The following is a 17,649-nucleotide window of genomic DNA, read 5'->3' on the forward strand; positions in this document are numbered from 1 at the left end:
CGGATAAGTCGGTTAGGCTGCCATCCGGCGCAACAAGTTCTGCTTTATCATTAGCCTGGGGCGGCGAAAGCCGCCTTTTTCTTTATCTGAAAAATCTCTCCGGGTAGTGCATTTTCTTTAAACTTCTTTACATTAGGTTAGGCAAAAACGTAACGAACTTTATATACTGGAGTTAAGCCTGACGAGTGAGCAGGCTGACTCGTCATACTAAACAAAAGCATTGGTTGCGGTTGACCCGCGCTGCGGGCAGCACAGTCATGCGGAGTATGATAACGAAAACAGGGGGCAAGGGATGTTGCTTAATAAGATGTGTGGTCGTTGTCTGTCGGCAATCAGTTTATGCCTGGCCGTAACATTCGCTCCACTGTTCAATGCGCAGGCCGATGAGCCTGAAATGATACCTGGCGATAGCGCCGTTGCCGCGACGGATCAGGCTGGGCCGCAGAAGCAATCCGCCGCGACGGCGATTATGGCCGGGATTCAGCCGCTGCCGGAGGGCGTTTCAGCCGAGAAAGTCCGGGCTGATTTACAGTCGCAGCTTCCTTCCGGCTATACGCCGGTCTATATGAGCCAGCTGACATTGCTGTATGCCGCGCGCGACATGAAGCCCATGTGGGATAATCGCGATGCGGTGAAAGCCTTCCAGCAACAGTTGGCGGAGGTGGCGATTGCCGGATTCCAGCCGCAGTTTACCGCCTGGGTGGCATTGTTGACCGATCCCGCCGTAAACGGTATGGCGCGCGATGTTGTGTTGTCAGACGCCATGATGGGCTATCTCCATTTCATTGCGAATATCCCCGTCAAAGGCCAGCGCTGGTTATATAGCAACAAACCTTACGCATTGGCGACGCCGCCAGTCTCGGTGATTAACCAGTGGCAAATCGCGCTGGAAGAGGGGCAGTTGCCGATGTTTGTCGCCAGCCTGGCGCCGCAGCATCCACAGTATGCGCCCATGCATGACGCGCTGCTGAAGCTGGTGGCGGACTCTCGCCCGTGGCCGCAGTTGACCAATACCGCGACGCTGCGCCCGGGGCAATGGAGTAACGATGTGCCTGCGCTGCGCGAAATATTACAGCGTACGGGGATGCTGGATGGCGGTCCAAAGATAGCCTTACCCGGCGATAACACTGCTGATAGCGCCGTCGTCAGCCCCTCCGCCGCGGTAGTCGAAACATCGGTGGCGCAGCCGGTCGACGAACCAACGGCCCGCCGTAGTAAGTCGGCTCCGGCGGCACGCGCCTACGATCGTGAACTGGTCGAGGCGGTAAAGCGTTTTCAGGCATGGCAAGGGCTGGGGGCGGATGGCGTTATTGGCCCGGCGACGCGTAACTGGCTTAATATGACCCCCGCGCAACGCGCAGGCGTACTGGCACTGAATATCCAACGTTTACGCCTGCTGCCGGCGGAACTCTCTACCGGTATTATGGTAAACATTCCCGCTTATTCGCTGGTCTACTATCAGAATGGCAACCAGGTGCTGGCTTCGAGGGTGATCGTCGGGCGTCCTGACCGTAAAACGCCGATGATGAGCAGCGCGCTGAATAATGTGGTGGTGAACCCGCCGTGGAACGTTCCGCCCACGCTTGCGCGTAAAGACATTTTACCGAAGGTGTGGAATGACCCAGGCTATCTGGAGCGCCATGGCTACACCGTGATGCGCGGCTGGAACAGCAAAGAAGCGATCGATCCGTGGCAGGTTGACTGGGCCACCATTACGCCATCGAATCTTCCGTTCCGTTTCCAGCAGGCGCCAGGCGCGCACAATTCGCTGGGGCGTTATAAATTTAATATGCCTAGTTCAGATGCTATCTATCTGCACGATACGCCCAACCATAATCTCTTTCAGCGTGACGCCAGGGCGTTAAGTTCCGGCTGCGTGCGGGTCAATAAGGCCTCTGAACTGGCGAATATGCTCTTGCAGGATGCTGGCTGGAACGATGCGCGGATCTCAGGCGCCCTGAAGCAAGGCGACACGCGGTATGTCAATATCCGGCAGAACATTCCAGTAAATCTTTACTATCTGACCGCGTTTGTCGGCGCAGATGGACGTATGCAATATCGTACAGATATTTACAATTACGATCTCACAGCGCGATCCAGCGCACAAATTGTGCCAAAGGTTGAACAATTAATCAGGTAAATGAAGAAGTTCTGGTAAATATGTTGTCCTAATGTTTGGCTTCAACGGGGCGTTTCGCTGTAGACCCCCCGTTGTGGCTGGGGGAGGGCCATCTTGACGCGGGCTTTATCGGCAGTTAAGGTGCCTTTCGTGCGCCAGAAGTGCATATACAACAACCTTTAAGTCGACCGGGCCGTTCAGAAGTCTGTGCCAGCCGGTATCATGTCTGCTTAAAGGTAGAAGTGTATTAACGATAACATTGACCTGTAGACCTGATTATCATGGACAAATTTGACGCTAATCGCCGCAAGCTGCTGGCGCTTGGTGGTGTCGCTCTCGGCGCCGCCATCCTGCCCGCGCCAGCGTTTGCCACACTCTCGACCCCACGCCCGCGCATTTTGACGTTAAACAATCTCCATACCGGAGAGTCAATCAAGGCGGAGTTTTTCGATGGAAGAGCCTATATTCAGGATGAATTAGCAAAGTTAAACCATTTTTTCCGTGACTATCGCGCGAATAAAGTCCGATCAATCGATCCCCGCCTGTTTGACCAACTTTACCGACTTCAGGGGCTGTTAGGGACGCGTAAACCTGTGCAGCTCATCTCGGGCTACCGTTCTCTTGATACCAATAATGAATTACGCGCCCGTAGCAGCGGCGTAGCGAAAAAAAGCTACCATACAAAAGGGCAGGCGATGGATTTTCATATTGAGGGCGTGGCGCTGAGCAATATTCGCAAAGCGGCGTTATCTATGCGCGCAGGTGGTGTAGGATATTACCCACGTAGTAACTTTGTGCATATTGATACCGGGCCGGCGCGGCACTGGTAATCAGCGAGGCTTAATCAAAGGAGCAGTATGAACTATCGTATTATTCCGGTCACCGCGTTCTCCCAGAACTGTTCATTAATCTGGTGCGAACAAACCCGGCTGGCGGCGCTGGTCGATCCGGGCGGCGACGCGGAAAAAATTAAACAGGAAGTGGACGCCAGCGGCGTGACGTTGATGCAAATTTTACTCACGCATGGGCATCTCGATCATGTCGGCGCGGCGAGTGAACTGGCGCAGCATTACGGCGTTCCTGTTATCGGTCCGGAAAAAGAAGATGAGTTCTGGCTGCAAGGGCTGCCGGCGCAAAGCCGCATGTTTGGTCTGGATGAGTGTCAGCCGCTGACGCCTGATCGCTGGTTGAACGACGGCGATCGCGTCAGCGTAGGGAATGTGACGTTACAGGTGTTACATTGTCCGGGACACACGCCGGGACACGTGGTTTTCTTTGATGAACAGTCGCAACTGCTGATCTCCGGCGATGTGATTTTCAAAGGTGGCGTCGGGCGCAGCGATTTCCCTCGCGGCGATCACACCCAGTTGATTGACGCCATTAAGCGTAAATTGTTGCCGCTTGGCGATGATGTGACCTTTATTCCTGGCCACGGCCCGCTCTCTACGCTCGGGTACGAGCGTCTGCATAATCCCTTCCTGCAAGATGAGATGCCGGTCTGGTAAGCAGAATGAAAAAGCCTGCAATGTGCAGGCTTTTTTATCGGTCACGCCAGTCGGCAGCTTTTTACAGTACCGCGACAATGGCTTCGCACAGCGGCGCCATATTATCCGGGGTCATGCCCGCCACGTTTACGCGACCAGAAGCCACGGCATAAACGCCAAACTCTTCACGCAGACGCAGCACCTGATCTTTGGTCAGACCGCTAAATGAGAACATCCCGTTCTGCTTGATAATAAAGCTGAAGTCACGGTTCGCGCCTTTTTCCTGCAAGGTATTCACGAACAGTTGACGCATACGCTGAATACGCTGGCGCATATCCGTCAGTTCCTGTTCCCAGATCGCGCGCAGGGCGTCATTACTCAGGATAGTCGCGACGATGGACGCGCCGTGCGCTGGCGGGTTGGAGTAGTTAGCGCGAATGGCGGATTTCATCTGGCTAAAAGCGCGATCCACGGTTTCCGCATCGGCGGCAACGAGGGTGCAGGCGCCGACGCGTTCATTATATAAGCCGAAGTTTTTGGAGTAGGAGCTGGCGACAATGAGCTCTTTATGCAGCGCGGCAAAGGCGCGCAGACCTTCCGCATCTTCTTCCAGGCCGCGGGCAAAGCCCTGGTAAGCGAAATCGAATAGCGGCAGCCACCCTTTTTCAACGGAAAGCTCAGCCAGAACCTGCCACTGTTCCAGAGTAGGGTCAATGCCGGTTGGGTTATGACAGCAACCGTGGAACAGAACCACATCGCCGGCCTGAGCTTCGCTCAGGCTGGCTTGTAACGCTTCAAAATCCAGCGTGTGATTTTCCGCATCGTAGTAAGCGTACTCCCGAACTTCCAGGCCGGCAGCGTTAAACACGCTTTTGTGGTTCGGCCAGCTGGGGTTGCTCACCCACACCCGTTTTACCGGAGTATTTTTTGCCAAAAAGTCGGCGGCAATGCGTAACGCGCCGGTACCGCCCGGCGTTTGCGCCGTGCGTGCGCGCTTATCGTTAATCAGCGCGCTGCCTTTGCCGAACAGCAGTTCCTGAGTGCAGCGAGCAAATTCCGGAATCCCGTCAATGCCGAGATAGTTTTTCGTCGTTTCATTTTCCAGTAAATACTGCTCGGCTTTTTTAACGCTGGTGAGCACCGGTGTTTTGCCGGTTTCATCTTTATATACGCCAATGCCAAGGTTAATTTTCCCTGGACGGTCATCGGCGCGAAACAGATCGGCCAGGCCCAAAATCGGGTCGGCAGGAGCGGCGGTTATGTTCTCAAACATGACGAGGTTCCATTATAGTTACAGAAGGGAAATCCGCTATCAGGTTAACGGCAGATTTACAAAATGCCAACCGTTAGCGCTAAAAAGCCCGCCTGTTTTTGAAAGACGCACATTTTCTCTAAGAGAGATAAAAAAACAGGACCGAAGTCCTGTTTTTGAGGCATAAAACAAAGGGGTCTGCTGATCAGAACTGGTAAGTAATACCGACAGCCGCCTGATCGTCGGTGCCAACGTAGCTGGAGCTGTAGTCGTTTTCGTCCAGCAGGTTGAAACGGTAGTCAACCCATACGTTCATGTTTTTGTTGAAGTAGTAAGTCGCGCCCGCCTGAATATATTTCGCCAGATCGGCCGAGCCGTCGGCGCCGTTCAACTGCTTACCTTTACTCTGCACATACGAGATTGCCGGACGCAGGCCGAAGTCAAACTGGTACTGAGCGACCACTTCCAGGTTCTGCGTTTTGTTTGCCATTTCCACGGTATCGGTAACCGTATTTTCAACAATGCTCATATTGCGGGTTTCAGCATATACGGCAGCCAGGTAGACGTTGTTTGCATCATATTTCGCGCCAACGGCCCATGACTCTGCGCGATCGCCATTACCATCGCGATCCTGCTGATCGTTAGTACGCTTGCTGTTGCTGTACGCTGCGGTGACGCCAAAGCCGTCGAACTCATATGCCATGGTGTAACCTACGCCATCGCCATTCTGAGAGTTAATGCTGTGGTTGTCCTGATTTTTACCCTGATACTGGATACCGAAAGAGAGACCGTCCACCAGACCAAAGAAGTCAGAGTTACGATAGGTCAACAAACCGCCAGCACGGCTGGTCATGTAGTTATCGGTATAGGCGCCGCCCCAGGTTTCGCCGGAGAAGTAGGGGGCCATATCGGTATAGGATTCAACATCGTAAACGATACCGTAGTTACGACCATAATCGATTGAACCCACTTCCGCGTATTTCAAACCCGCGAAAGCCAGACGGACCAGATTCGAGTTCTGCTGTTCGCCTTCAGCGCGGTCTGCTTTAGTACGGTATTCCCACTGACCGAAACCGGTCAGATCGGTGTTAATCTGCGTTTCCCCTTTAAAACCAATCTGGGCATAAGTCTGGTCGGCATTTTTGCTATCGCCGGTCGTTGTCCATACGTGACGACCCACGGCTTTACCGTACAGATCCAGCTTATTACCATCTTTATTATAAATTTCTGCTGCGTTTGCGGTTGCAGCAGCCAGCAGGGCAGGGATCACCGCTGCCAGGATTTTGCGCTTCATCATTATTTATTACCCTCATTGGTTTTTTTATATGACACCTGCCACTGCCGTCAATAAATTCCGTCAATAAAACTTTACAGAAATATTGATGAGAGTTTGGTGTCTTTATGTGTCTGACAGGCATCTTTCCATTCAAACTAACGTTTCGCTACCGTGAAAGTGCTACAAATATAAAAATTTAGTTTCAAAAGGAAAAAATATGTAAACAAATGTTATTTTCGCGGAACTTTGTGAACAACGTCAAACTTCCCCTGAGTTCTCGCTTTGATTTGATCGTTTTTCTTTTATCACTATGATTTTATTGCAATTATTGGCTTGTAGAACCGTTGTGTCTGAAAAAGCAGCAGGCGAGCTATTTCATAAAAATAGCCATTTGGAAGTCTTGATGTCTGAAATTGTGGTTAAAAATTGTGCTATTAGAACAGAAAAATCTAATCCGCAATAAAATTAAGGATTAATTTTTATGTGTAAATATTTTCGTGAAATATACAGTAACAAGATGTGGTAATTCAGAGGGTTGTAATTAAATTTATTTACTTATTGATAATAAAACTGACATTCAGGCGAAAAAAAGGCCAGCATAGCTGGCCTTGAGTGTGACGTAAAAATCAGAAGCTGGCGTTGCGTGGGGTCCGTGGGAACGGAATAACATCGCGCACGTTTTGCACACCCGTGACGTAAGCGATAAGGCGTTCAAAGCCCAGGCCAAAGCCGGAATGCGGTACAGTACCGTAGCGACGCAAGTCGCGATACCACCAGTAATCCTCTTTATTCAGCCCCATTTCGGCCATACGGGCATCCAGCACATCCAGACGCTCTTCACGCTGGGAACCACCGATGATTTCGCCGATTCCCGGCGCCAGCACATCCATGGCCGCCACGGTTTTGCCATCTTCGTTAAGGCGCATGTAAAATGCTTTAATTTCCTTCGGATAGTTTTTCACCACTACCGGCGCTTTGAAATGCTCTTCCGCCAGATAACGTTCGTGTTCGGAAGAAAGGTCGACGCCCCAGAACACCGGGTTTTCAAATGTCTTACCACAGCGTTCCAGAATGGCGACCGCATCGGTGTAATCCACCTGAGCGAAGTCGGTAGAGACAAAACGCTCCAGACGAGCGATAGCGTCTTTATCCACGCGTTCGGCAAAGAACTTCATATCATCCGCACGCTCTTCCAGAACCGCCTTGAAGACATATTTCAGCATGGCTTCCGCCAGACGGGCGTTGTCTTCCAGATCGGCGAACGCCACTTCCGGCTCCAGCATCCAGAACTCCGCCAGGTGGCGGCTGGTGTTGGAATTTTCCGCGCGGAAGGTCGGCCCAAAAGTATAGATTTTGGACAGCGCACAGGCATACGTTTCACCGTTGAGCTGGCCGGAGACGGTCAGGAATGATTCTTTGCCAAAAAAGTCTTTGTCAAAATCTACTCTGCCCTGGTCGTTACGCGGCAGGTTTTCCAGATCCAACGTTGAGACGCGGAACATTTCGCCAGCGCCTTCGGTATCGGAAGCGGTAATCAGAGGGGTGGAGACCCAAAAGAAACCCTGCTCATCGAAGAAGCGATGCAGCGCCTGCGCCAGAGTATGGCGGACGCGCGCTACCGCGCCAATCAGGTTGGTGCGCGGGCGCAGATGCGCGACCTCACGCAGATACTCAATGCTATGGCGTTTTGCCGCCATCGGATAGGTATCCGGATCTTCCACCCAGCCTGCGACTTCTACTTTGGTGGCCTGGATTTCGAAACTTTGCCCCTGTCCCGGCGACGCGACAACCTTACCTGTTACTACCACGGAGCAGCCTGTCGTCAGGTGTAATACTTCTTCATTATAATTGGGCAGAGAATTATTAATGACAGCCTGTACAGGATCAAAGCAGGAGCCGTCATAAACGGCGAGGAAGGAGATGCCAGCTTTTGAATCTCGGCGGGTACGCACCCATCCGCGCACGGTGACTTCTTGGTCAACGGCTACGCGGCCCTGGAGTACGTCGGCTACAGGCACAACGCTCATAATATTCTCTCTGTTAATAGTCGGAAAAAATAAACACTTGTCCACCCGAAATGGGGGTATTCCTATGTTACCTGGCATCTGCAATCAGACAAGTAGAAATCGCAGCTGAAGTGAAAGATTTCGGAAATAAACCAGAAAAAGGAGCCCAGGCAGGCTCCCTGGAAAGAATTAACTGGCTTTGCGGATTTGCGGGAGATCGAACGCTTTACGCAGCGCGCGCACAAACGCTTTATCATGACAGATCGTTTTACCGGGGCTGTCGGAAAGTTTAGCCACCGGCTTTCCGTTACATTCCACGAGTTTAATCACAATATTGAGCGGTTTTACCTGAGGGATATCGCAGGTCAGGCGGGTACCGATGCCGAAGCTTAACTGCACGCGAGAGGCGAAATGGCGATAGAGCTCGACCGCCTTTTGCAGATCAAGGTTATCTGAAAAGACCAGCGTTTTTGTCAGCGGATCAATCCCCAGCTTTTCATAATGGGCAATCGCCTTTTCGCCCCATGCGACAGGGTCTCCTGAGTCGTGGCGTAACCCCTGATAACGGCTGGCGAATTCAATGCCGAAATCGCGTAAAAACGCATCCATTGTAATGCAATCTGTCAAGGCGATACCAAGCTGGTCCGGATATTCGTTAAGCCAGGCGGCCAACGCGGCACGCTGGCTGGTCGCCAGGTCCGGACTGATTTGTTGATGCGCCTGGAACCATTCGTGCGCCTGAGTGCCCATCGGCGTCAGCGCCAGGCGACGCGCGAGATCATAGTTGCTGGTGCCGACGAACCATGACTCCTGCTGGAGACGTTTAACTATCGCCTGCTGCACTTCACGAGAGAAACGGCGGCGGGTGCCGAAGTCCATCAGGTGGAAGCGGGACATATCGAGATTGGCGGTTAACGCAGTGAAATCAACCAGCTTACTTTCCAGCGCGTCGAGCGCCTGATCAACGTCCGCGTTTGGCGAGCGGTAGTGATGAACCAGCTCACTGATCACGGCCAGCAGCGGCACTTCCCACATAATGACTTCACGCCACGGGCCGGTTAAGCGAATATTCAGCTTGCCGTTATCGTTGGTGACACAGACTTGAGCTGGGTTATAGCGAAACTCGCGTAACCAGTTCAGATAATCCGGTTTAAAAAAGGGCAGGCCGGAGAGCCACTGGAACTCGTCCTCCTGGAGGCGCAGGTGCTGCATCGCGTCCACCTGCTCGCGAATAGCATCGGCATAAATACCCAGCAGGTCGTCGCCACGGCAACGAAACTCAGCCGCTACCTGCACATCATAGTAGTGGTGAAAAACGGCTTGCTGCATATGCAACTTATAAGCATCTGTATCCAGCAACGAGTGCAGAACAGGAGAAGCGAATTGTGTCATAGGTGCGCTGTTGCGTCCTCTCACGGGAGCGTTTAGTACAATAAACAACTAAGAAAACCGCTGGAGTATACCTTGTTTAGCGATTTATTGAACCCCGATCACACCATAAGCTGTCTTTAGGGTCGAGCGCATTTCGTGCCCCATGTTATAAAAATGTAGCAAATAGGCCGTTTGTGCCTGAAAAGATGAACATTCTGCGTAGCGCGATTTGCGCAACAGGAATAGACTGGAGTCGACACTCTACACAAAGATGCGAAAGGTTTTTTATGACACAACAGCCACAAGCCAAATACCGCCATGACTATCGCGCGCCGGATTACCAGATTACTGATATTGACTTGACCTTTGACCTCGATGCCGAAAAAACCGTGGTCACCGCAATAAGCCGGGCTGTTCGTCATGGCGCGCCTGATGCGCCTCTTCGCCTTGATGGGGAAGATTTAACGCTGGTATCTATCCACGTCAACGATGCGCCGTGGACAGCATATAAAGAAGAAGAGGGCGCGCTTATCATCAGCGACCTGCCAGAGCGTTTTACGTTACGCATTGTCAACGAGGTAAGTCCGGCGGCGAATACGGCGCTGGAAGGATTGTACCAGTCCGGCGATGCGCTCTGTACCCAGTGTGAAGCGGAGGGCTTCCGCCATATTACCTGGTATCTTGACCGCCCGGACGTACTGGCGCGATTTACCACCAAAATTATTGCCGATAAAAGCAAATATCCCTTCCTGCTCTCCAATGGCAACCGTGTTGCGCAGGGCGAACTGGAGAATGGCCGTCACTGGGTTCAGTGGCAAGATCCGTTCCCGAAACCGTGTTATCTGTTTGCGCTGGTGGCCGGTGATTTTGACGTGCTGCGCGATACCTTTACCACCCGCTCCGGGCGTGAAGTCGCGTTAGAACTGTACGTTGACCGTGGCAATCTGGATCGCGCGCCGTGGGCAATGACCTCGCTGAAAAATTCCATGAAATGGGATGAAACGCGTTTTGGGCTCGAATATGACCTCGACATCTATATGATTGTCGCGGTGGATTTCTTTAATATGGGCGCGATGGAGAATAAAGGTCTCAATATCTTTAACTCCAAATACGTGCTGGCGCGAACCGATACCGCGACGGATAAAGATTATCTCGATATTGAGCGCGTGATAGGTCATGAGTATTTCCACAACTGGACCGGCAACCGCGTCACCTGCCGCGACTGGTTCCAGTTGAGCCTGAAAGAGGGGCTAACCGTGTTCCGCGATCAGGAGTTTAGCTCTGATTTGGGGTCACGCGCGGTGAACCGCATCAGTAACGTGCGTACCATGCGCGGTTTACAATTCGCGGAAGACGCCAGCCCGATGGCGCATCCTATCCGCCCGGATAAAGTAATCGAAATGAATAACTTCTACACCCTCACCGTTTATGAAAAGGGTGCGGAAGTCATTCGCATGATCCACACGTTGCTGGGTGAGGAAAATTTCCAGAAGGGGATGCAGCTTTATTTTGAGCGCCATGACGGCAGCGCCGCGACGTGTGATGACTTCGTACAGGCGATGGAAGATGCTTCTAATGTCGATTTGTCCCATTTCCGCCGCTGGTACAGTCAGTCCGGCACGCCGATTGTAACGGTAAAAGATGATTATAATCCGGAAACCGAGCAGTACACGTTGACCATCAGCCAGCGTACTCCGGCGACGGCGGATCAGGCGGAGAAGCAGCCGCTGCATATTCCATTCGCCATTGAACTGTACGATAACGAAGGCAACGTCATTCCGTTGCAAAAAGGCGGTCACCCGGTCAATGCCGTGCTGAACGTCACGCAGGCGGAGCAGACATTTACCTTCGATAATGTCTACTTCCAGCCTGTTCCGGCCTTGCTGTGCGAGTTTTCAGCGCCGGTGAAACTGGAATATAAATGGAGCGATCAGCAGTTGACGTTCCTGATGCGCCATGCGCGCAATGATTTCTCCCGTTGGGATGCGGCGCAAAGCCTGCTGGCCACATACATTAAACTGAATGTGGCGCGTCATCAGCAGGGGCAACCGCTATCGCTTCCGGTGCATGTCGCTGATGCGTTCCGTGCAGTACTGTTGGATGAGAAAATCGATCCGGCGTTGGCCGCAGAAATTTTAACGCTGCCTTCGGCCAATGAAATTGCGGAGCTGTTTGAGGTCATTGACCCGATCGCCATTGCGCAAGTTCGTGAAGCGCTAACGCGTACGCTGGCGGCAGAACTGGCGGATGAGTTCCTGGCTATCTATAACGCCAATCATCTGGATGAGTATCGTGTTGATCACGGCGATATCGGTAAGCGCACGCTGCGCAATGCTTGCCTGCGCTTCCTGGCGTTTGGTGAGACGGAGCTGGCTAATACGCTGGTCAGCAAACAGTATCGCGACGCCAATAATATGACCGATGCGCTGGCGGCCCTGTCTGCTGCGGTGGCGGCGCAGTTGCCGTGCCGCGATATGCTGATGCAGGAGTATGACGATAAGTGGCATCAGGACGGCCTGGTGATGGATAAATGGTTTATCCTGCAATCCACAAGCCCGGCGGAAAATGTACTGGAAACCGTACGCGGCCTGCTCAAACACCGTTCTTTCAGTATGAGCAACCCGAACCGCATCCGTTCATTAATTGGCGCATTTGCTGGCAGCAACCCGGCGGCGTTCCATGCGCAAGACGGTAGCGGATACCAGTTCCTGGTCGAGATGCTGACCGATCTGAATAGCCGTAACCCGCAGGTAGCATCTCGCCTCATTGAACCGCTGATTCGTCTGAAACGTTATGATGATAAGCGTCAGGAGAAAATGCGCGCGGCGCTGGAGCAGTTAAAAGGACTGGAGAATCTTTCCGGCGATCTGTACGAGAAGATAACTAAAGCGTTAGCCTGACAGTATCTGCTATAAAGAGGTAAGACATGCCCGGTAAGCGTTAGCGCTGCCGGGCATTTTTTTGCCGGACGATGACGCTCGCTGGCGAAACGTGAAGTGAGAATGAAGGAAAACGATTGCTATTTATTGCCGTAGGTCAATTCCCTTTTGCTTTGTTATCGCCCATAATACGCCCCCGGTTTGCACACCGGGAATCCAGGAGAGTTCATGTACTATCCCTTCGTTCGTAAAGCCCTTTTCCAGCTCGATCCAGAGCGCGCTCATGAATTTACATTTCAACAATTACGCCGCATTACAGGTACGCCGCTGGAAGCGCTGGTGCGCCAGAAAGTACCGACAAAGCCGGTTACCTGCATGGGACTTACCTTTAAAAATCCACTGGGGCTGGCTGCCGGTCTGGATAAAGACGGGGAGTGCATCGACGCGTTAGGCGCGATGGGGTTTGGCTCCCTGGAAATCGGCACCGTGACGCCGCGCCCACAGCCGGGTAACGATAAGCCGCGTCTTTTTCGTCTGGTGGATGCTGAAGGTCTGATCAATCGGATGGGCTTTAATAATCTGGGCGTCGATAACCTGGTCGAGAATGTTAAAAAAGCCCATTTTGATGGTATTCTGGGAATTAACATCGGTAAAAATAAAGATACGCCTGTCGAAAATGGCAAAGATGACTACCTGATTTGTATGGAAAAAGTCTATGCTTATGCGGGTTATATCGCCATTAATATTTCTTCGCCGAATACGCCAGGGCTACGTACGCTCCAGTATGGCGATGCGCTGGACGATCTGTTAACTGCCATTAAAAATAAGCAAAACGATCTTCAGGCGATCCACCATAAATATGTGCCGGTGGCAGTAAAGATCGCGCCGGATCTTTGTGAAGAAGAATTGATCCAGGTTGCCGATAGCCTGCTTCGTCATAATATTGATGGGGTGATTGCGACAAATACCACCCTCGATCGTTCTCTGGTACAAGGAATGAAAAATTGCCAGCAAACGGGGGGATTAAGTGGCCGGCCATTACAATTAAAAAGCACAGAAATTATTCGCCGTTTATCCCAGGAGTTAAAAGGACAATTGCCTATTATCGGCGTCGGCGGCATTGACTCAGTTATCGCCGCGCGCGAGAAGATAGCGGCAGGAGCTACGCTGGTACAAATTTATTCCGGCTTTATTTTTAAAGGCCCGCCATTGATTAAAGAAATCGTAACGCACATCTAAACTTTACCCTTTATCAGACAACCAGGGCTTTATTTCCGGCGCTGGTTGTTTTATATTTCTCCACTGTTGCTTATTTAGACATTTTAGGCTTTTATTATTGGGGTAATAAACGAAGCGGCGAAAGGACAATGCTGTTACGAGTTGCTTAAAAGCGGGAGAGAGGTAATGCGAATTAAACCTGACGATAACTGGCGCTGGTATTATGATGAAGAGCACGATCGTATGATGCTCGATCTCGCCAATGGTATGCTTTTTCGCTCGCGCTTCTCTCGTAAAATGCTTACGCCGGACGCGTTTTGCCCGACCGGTTTTTGTGTGGATGATGCCGCGCTCTATTTTTCCTTTGAAGAAAAATGCCGGGATTTCGAATTAACTAAAGAGCAACGCGCGGAGCTGGTGTTGAATGCGCTGGTGGCGATTCGCTATCTCAAACCGCAGATGCCAAAAAGCTGGCATTTTGTGGCGCATGGCGAAATGTGGACCCCGGGAACGGGCGATGCCGCAAGCGTCTGGTTAAGCGATACGGCGGAACAGGTTAATTTGCTGGTCGTTGAGCCGGGAGAAAATGCCGCGTTGTGTCTGCTGGCCCAGCCGGGCGTGGTGATAGCAGGCCGAACCATGCAGCTTGGCGATGCGATTAAAATTATGAACGACAGGCTGAAACCGCAGGTTCACTGTCACAGTTTCAGCCTTGAACAAGCGGTTTAATTTTCCAGTCGTAACGCGGTCTTAGGCACGCAGCTACAGCTCAGAATCGTACCATCGTCACCCATAGCCGATTTTTTCAGCGGACTTACTTCGCCTTCCAGCAAACGTATCCGGCAGCAACCACAGATACCTGCCCGGCAAGAATACGGAATACGAATTCCCTGATTCTCCAACTGTTCCAGTAGTACCTGTTGATTATTCCCACAGAAGGTTTGCCCCTGCCAGTCGATGGTTACACTCGCGTCCGGGTGTTTATCTGGCGTAACGCTGTCGTCGACCGTTGTGGCGCCATAAGCTTTTGCCGGGGCTGTCGCCAGAATCTCCACTTCATCGCCGACGCGAATGACGCCGCTATTGCGGGCAATCAGATTCTGACCGAAATCCACATCGCCATTGTCCTGGGCGGTACGAAAAGCTTGCAGTGTCGCCAGCGGTTCTCCGGAAGGATGTTTTTGCCCCTTTTCAGGGCTGACGGTTGTAAAAATACAGCGGCTACAGGGCTTCACGACGTCAAAAATCACATCGCCAATGCGAAGCACTTTCCAGCTATCTTCCTCCCAGGCCGCTACGCCGGAAACCACTAAGTTTGGGCGGAATTGTTCCATTTGTACGCCTGCTGGACAACGCTGTTGCAGATCGCGCAGCGAGGCTTCGTTGGTCAATAAATACGGGTAGCCATCGGCAAATCCCAGCGGCACCGCGTTATGTCGTTTGACCCGGCGCGTCAACTGCGGCCCAACCCAGCGCAACTGGACATCGCGGGAGAAAAAGCCGCTCAACCATTGATTAATCGCCGTCGGGGCGACGCGAGCGGTAAAATGGTTTCCCCAGACCTCGGTCGGCGCATCCTGCGGGGTGAAATCCGTAAAGCGAACCAGCGCGCTACTGCCGTCTGGCGCGGTCAAATGGAGGCCGTCGTGTAAGGGAGAAGGGGTAAAACGTACCATTTGTGGAAACTGGCGGGCGGTAATAAATGTGCCGTCAGGCTCGGTTATCATGAAGATGCGATCAAAAGCCAGACCGCTGATATCTGCCAGCGCATGAGTCAGACCAATGCCGCGCATGGATTTGACCGGATGAATAAAGAGCCGTGATAACGTCGCCACCGTACAGTCCCTCAAATGAAAATAAGCCTTCAACTTTATGACATGGGCGTGAGATTAGCTATAATGCGCAACAATTTTCTTAGCGTAAAAGTGACAATATGAATTCTCTGTTTGCCAGTACGGCCCGCGGGCTGGAAGAGCTGTTAAAAACTGAACTGGAAAAACTGGGCGCCGTAGGGTGTCAGGTTGTTCAGGGTGGGGTCCATTTTCAGGGCGACACGCGGCTTATTTACCAGAGCCTGATGTGGAGCCGCCTGGCCTCGCGTATTATCCTGCCGATGGGTGAGTGCAAGGTCTACAGCGATCTCGATCTTTACCTCGGCGTTCAGGCGATAAACTGGACAGAGATTTTTAATCCTGGCGCGACGTTTGCGGTGCATTTCAGCGGCCTGAACGACACCATCCGTAATAGTCAGTATGGCGCGATGAAAGTTAAAGACGCGATTGTCGATGCATTTACGCGGAAAAATCTTCCGCGTCCAAATGTGGACCGCGAATCACCGGACCTCCGTATTAACGTCTGGCTGAATAAAGAAACTGCCAGCATTGCGCTGGATCTCAGTGGTGATGGCCTGCACCTGCGCGGTTATCGCGATCGCACCGGGCTGGCGCCAATTAAAGAGACGCTGGCGGCAGCGATTGTTATGCGTTCCGGCTGGCAACCAGGAACCCCGCTGCTCGACCCTATGTGTGGTTCGGGGACTCTGTTGATTGAGGCCGCGATGTGGGCGACCGATCGCGCGCCGGGACTGCACCGTGGTCACTGGGGATTTAGCGGCTGGGCGCAGCATGACGAGGCTATCTGGCAGGAAGTGAAAGCCGAAGCGCAGACCCGGGCGCGTAAGGGGCTGGCGGAGTATTCCTCTCATTTCTACGGTTCCGACAGCGATGCGCGCGTCATTGAGCGGGCGCGCAGCAACGCCCGTCGCGCCGGTATCGGGGAGCTTATCACCTTTGAAGTGAAAGATGTGGCGCAACTGAGTAATCCATTGCCGAAAGGCCCGTATGGTACGGTGATCAGTAACCCGCCTTACGGCGAACGTCTGGACAGCGAACCGGCGCTGATTGCGTTGCACAGCCTGCTGGGCCGTACCATGAAAAATCAGTTTGGCGGCTGGAACCTGTCGCTGTTCAGCGCTTCGCCCGATTTGCTGGGCAGCCTGCAATTGCGTGCCGACAAACAGTTTAAAGCCAAGAATGGCCCGCTGGACTGCGTGCAGAAAAACTATCATATTGCGGAAACCACGGCGGACAGTAAACCGGCGACGGTGGCGGAAGATTACGCTAATCGCCTGCGTAAAAATCTTAAAAAGCTGGAGAAATGGGCGCGCCAGGAAGGGATTGAATGCTATCGCTTGTATGATGCCGACCTGCCGGAATATAACGTGGCGGTAGACCGTTACGGCGACTGGGCGGTGATTCAGGAATATGCGCCGCCGAAAACGGTGGATGCGCAAAAAGCGCGGCAACGTCTGTTCGATATTATTGCGGCAACCTTGTCAGTGCTCGGTATTCCGCCGAATAAACTGGTGTTAAAAACCCGTGAACGACAAAAAGGAAAAAACCAGTATCAGAAAATGAGCGAGAAGGGCGAGTTCCTTGAGGTCAGCGAATATAATGCGCGCTTATGGGTAAATCTGACGGATTATCTCGACACCGGTCTGTTCCTCGATCACCGTATTGCCCGCAGAATGCTGGGAGAAATGAGCAAAGGCAAAGATTTCCTGAATCTCTTTTCTTATACCGGCAGCGCCAGCGTACATGCGGGTCTGGGCGGCGCGCGCAGCACCACAACGGTGGATATGTCCCGCACCTATCTGGAGTGGGCCGAACGTAATTTGCGTCTGAACGGACTGAGTGGCCGCGCGCATCGCCTGATTCAGGCCGACTGCCTGGGCTGGCTGCGCGAGGCGAATGAACAGTTCGATTTGATCTTTATCGATCCGCCGACGTTCTCTAACTCAAAACGTATGGAAGAGTCGTTTGATGTTCAGCGCGATCATGTCGCGTTAATGAAAGATTTAAAACGCCTGCTGCGTAAAGGCGGCACCATCATGTTCTCAAATAATAAGCGCGGATTCCGTATGGATCTGGAAGGGCTGGCGGAACTGGGGCTTACCGCACAAGAAATTACGCAAAAAACGCTCTCCCCGGATTTTGCCCGTAACCGTCAGATTCATAACTGCTGGCTGATCCGCGCCGCCTGAAA

The 17,649-nt window shown here is 52.4% G+C and carries 12 protein-coding genes; 7 read left to right on the top strand and 5 right to left on the bottom strand.

Annotation, left to right across the window (positions count from 1 at the left end; translation table 11 throughout):
• Positions 1-292: 292 nt before the first annotated feature.
• The 3 genes from ldtD (at position 293) to J4614_RS00240 (ending at position 3,624) form a co-directional block, all read left to right on the top strand.
• Positions 293-2,140 (top strand): L,D-transpeptidase, encoded by a 1,848-nt coding sequence (gene ldtD / locus J4614_RS00230; protein ID WP_023215057.1) that lies wholly within the window; start codon positions 293-295, stop codon positions 2,138-2,140.
• 260 nt (positions 2,141-2,400) lie between these two features.
• Positions 2,401-2,949, top strand: coding sequence for a YcbK family protein (locus J4614_RS00235; RefSeq protein ID WP_000357052.1), 549 nt, complete (start codon positions 2,401-2,403; stop codon positions 2,947-2,949).
• Between the two features lie 27 nt (positions 2,950-2,976).
• Positions 2,977-3,624 carry an MBL fold metallo-hydrolase gene (locus J4614_RS00240; RefSeq protein ID WP_001109471.1) on the top strand — a complete coding sequence of 216 codons (648 nt, stop codon included), beginning with the start codon at positions 2,977-2,979 and terminating at the stop codon, positions 3,622-3,624.
• A gap of 61 nt (positions 3,625-3,685) precedes the next feature.
• Here the strand turns inward: J4614_RS00240 and aspC are convergent, their stop codons facing one another.
• From aspC to pncB, 4 genes are all read right to left on the bottom strand, one after another.
• Positions 3,686-4,876 (bottom strand): aspartate transaminase, encoded by a 1,191-nt coding sequence (gene aspC / locus J4614_RS00245; RefSeq protein WP_000462653.1) that lies wholly within the window; start codon positions 4,874-4,876, stop codon positions 3,686-3,688.
• A 184-nt stretch (positions 4,877-5,060) separates the two neighbouring features.
• Positions 5,061-6,152, bottom strand: coding sequence for a porin OmpF (gene ompF / locus J4614_RS00250; RefSeq protein WP_000977709.1), 1,092 nt, complete (start codon positions 6,150-6,152; stop codon positions 5,061-5,063).
• A 605-nt stretch (positions 6,153-6,757) separates the two neighbouring features.
• Positions 6,758-8,158: an asparagine--tRNA ligase gene (asnS, locus tag J4614_RS00255; RefSeq protein ID WP_000117867.1), complete on the bottom strand. Its 1,401-nt coding sequence runs from the start codon at positions 8,156-8,158 to the stop codon at positions 6,758-6,760.
• A gap of 168 nt (positions 8,159-8,326) precedes the next feature.
• Entirely contained in the window at positions 8,327-9,529 is a 1,203-nt protein-coding gene (pncB, locus tag J4614_RS00260) for a nicotinate phosphoribosyltransferase (protein WP_079944631.1), read from the bottom strand.
• 266 nt (positions 9,530-9,795) lie between these two features.
• Between pncB and pepN the strand changes: the two genes are divergently transcribed.
• From pepN to zapC, 3 genes are all read left to right on the top strand, one after another.
• A complete protein-coding gene (gene pepN / locus J4614_RS00265) occupies positions 9,796-12,408 on the top strand; it encodes an aminopeptidase N (protein ID WP_023215054.1) in 2,613 nt (870 codons plus the stop codon).
• Positions 12,409-12,615: 207 nt separating this feature from the next.
• On the top strand, positions 12,616-13,626 hold the full coding sequence (pyrD, locus tag J4614_RS00270; protein ID WP_000291723.1) for a quinone-dependent dihydroorotate dehydrogenase: 1,011 nt from the start codon (positions 12,616-12,618) through the stop codon (positions 13,624-13,626).
• A gap of 165 nt (positions 13,627-13,791) precedes the next feature.
• Positions 13,792-14,334: a cell division protein ZapC gene (zapC, locus tag J4614_RS00275; RefSeq protein ID WP_001220671.1), complete on the top strand. Its 543-nt coding sequence runs from the start codon at positions 13,792-13,794 to the stop codon at positions 14,332-14,334.
• Here the strand turns inward: zapC and J4614_RS00280 are convergent.
• On the bottom strand, positions 14,331-15,440 hold the full coding sequence (locus J4614_RS00280; protein WP_000224062.1) for a YcbX family protein: 1,110 nt from the start codon (positions 15,438-15,440) through the stop codon (positions 14,331-14,333). The genes zapC and J4614_RS00280 overlap by 4 nt on opposite strands.
• Positions 15,441-15,538: 98 nt before the next feature.
• On the opposite strand from J4614_RS00280, the gene rlmKL reads away from it, so the two are divergent.
• Positions 15,539-17,647, top strand: coding sequence for a bifunctional 23S rRNA (guanine(2069)-N(7))-methyltransferase RlmK/23S rRNA (guanine(2445)-N(2))-methyltransferase RlmL (rlmKL, locus tag J4614_RS00285; RefSeq protein ID WP_001086481.1), 2,109 nt, complete (start codon positions 15,539-15,541; stop codon positions 17,645-17,647).
• The last annotated feature ends 2 nt before the right edge of the window (positions 17,648-17,649 follow it).

The sequence above is a fragment of the Salmonella sp. 32031103-2018-00083-FB-01-SM-01 genome (genome assembly GCF_017571995.1).
In the GTDB taxonomy this organism is placed as follows: domain Bacteria; phylum Pseudomonadota; class Gammaproteobacteria; order Enterobacterales; family Enterobacteriaceae; genus Salmonella; species Salmonella enterica.

Excerpts from the sequence above, each read along its gene's own strand:
- ldtD (WP_023215057.1), top strand. The coding sequence starts at position 293 with ATGTTGCTTAATAAGATGTGTGGTCGTTGTCTGTCGGCAATCAGTTTA.
- J4614_RS00235 (WP_000357052.1), top strand. The coding sequence starts at position 2,401 with ATGGACAAATTTGACGCTAATCGCCGCAAGCTGCTGGCGCTTGGTGGT.
- J4614_RS00240 (WP_001109471.1), top strand. The coding sequence starts at position 2,977 with ATGAACTATCGTATTATTCCGGTCACCGCGTTCTCCCAGAACTGTTCA.
- aspC (WP_000462653.1), bottom strand. The coding sequence starts at position 4,876 with ATGTTTGAGAACATAACCGCCGCTCCTGCCGACCCGATTTTGGGCCTG.
- ompF (WP_000977709.1), bottom strand. The coding sequence starts at position 6,152 with ATGATGAAGCGCAAAATCCTGGCAGCGGTGATCCCTGCCCTGCTGGCT.
- asnS (WP_000117867.1), bottom strand. The coding sequence starts at position 8,158 with ATGAGCGTTGTGCCTGTAGCCGACGTACTCCAGGGCCGCGTAGCCGTT.
- pncB (WP_079944631.1), bottom strand. The coding sequence starts at position 9,529 with ATGACACAATTCGCTTCTCCTGTTCTGCACTCGTTGCTGGATACAGAT.
- pepN (WP_023215054.1), top strand. The coding sequence starts at position 9,796 with ATGACACAACAGCCACAAGCCAAATACCGCCATGACTATCGCGCGCCG.
- pyrD (WP_000291723.1), top strand. The coding sequence starts at position 12,616 with ATGTACTATCCCTTCGTTCGTAAAGCCCTTTTCCAGCTCGATCCAGAG.
- zapC (WP_001220671.1), top strand. The coding sequence starts at position 13,792 with ATGCGAATTAAACCTGACGATAACTGGCGCTGGTATTATGATGAAGAG.
- rlmKL (WP_001086481.1), top strand. The coding sequence starts at position 15,539 with ATGAATTCTCTGTTTGCCAGTACGGCCCGCGGGCTGGAAGAGCTGTTA.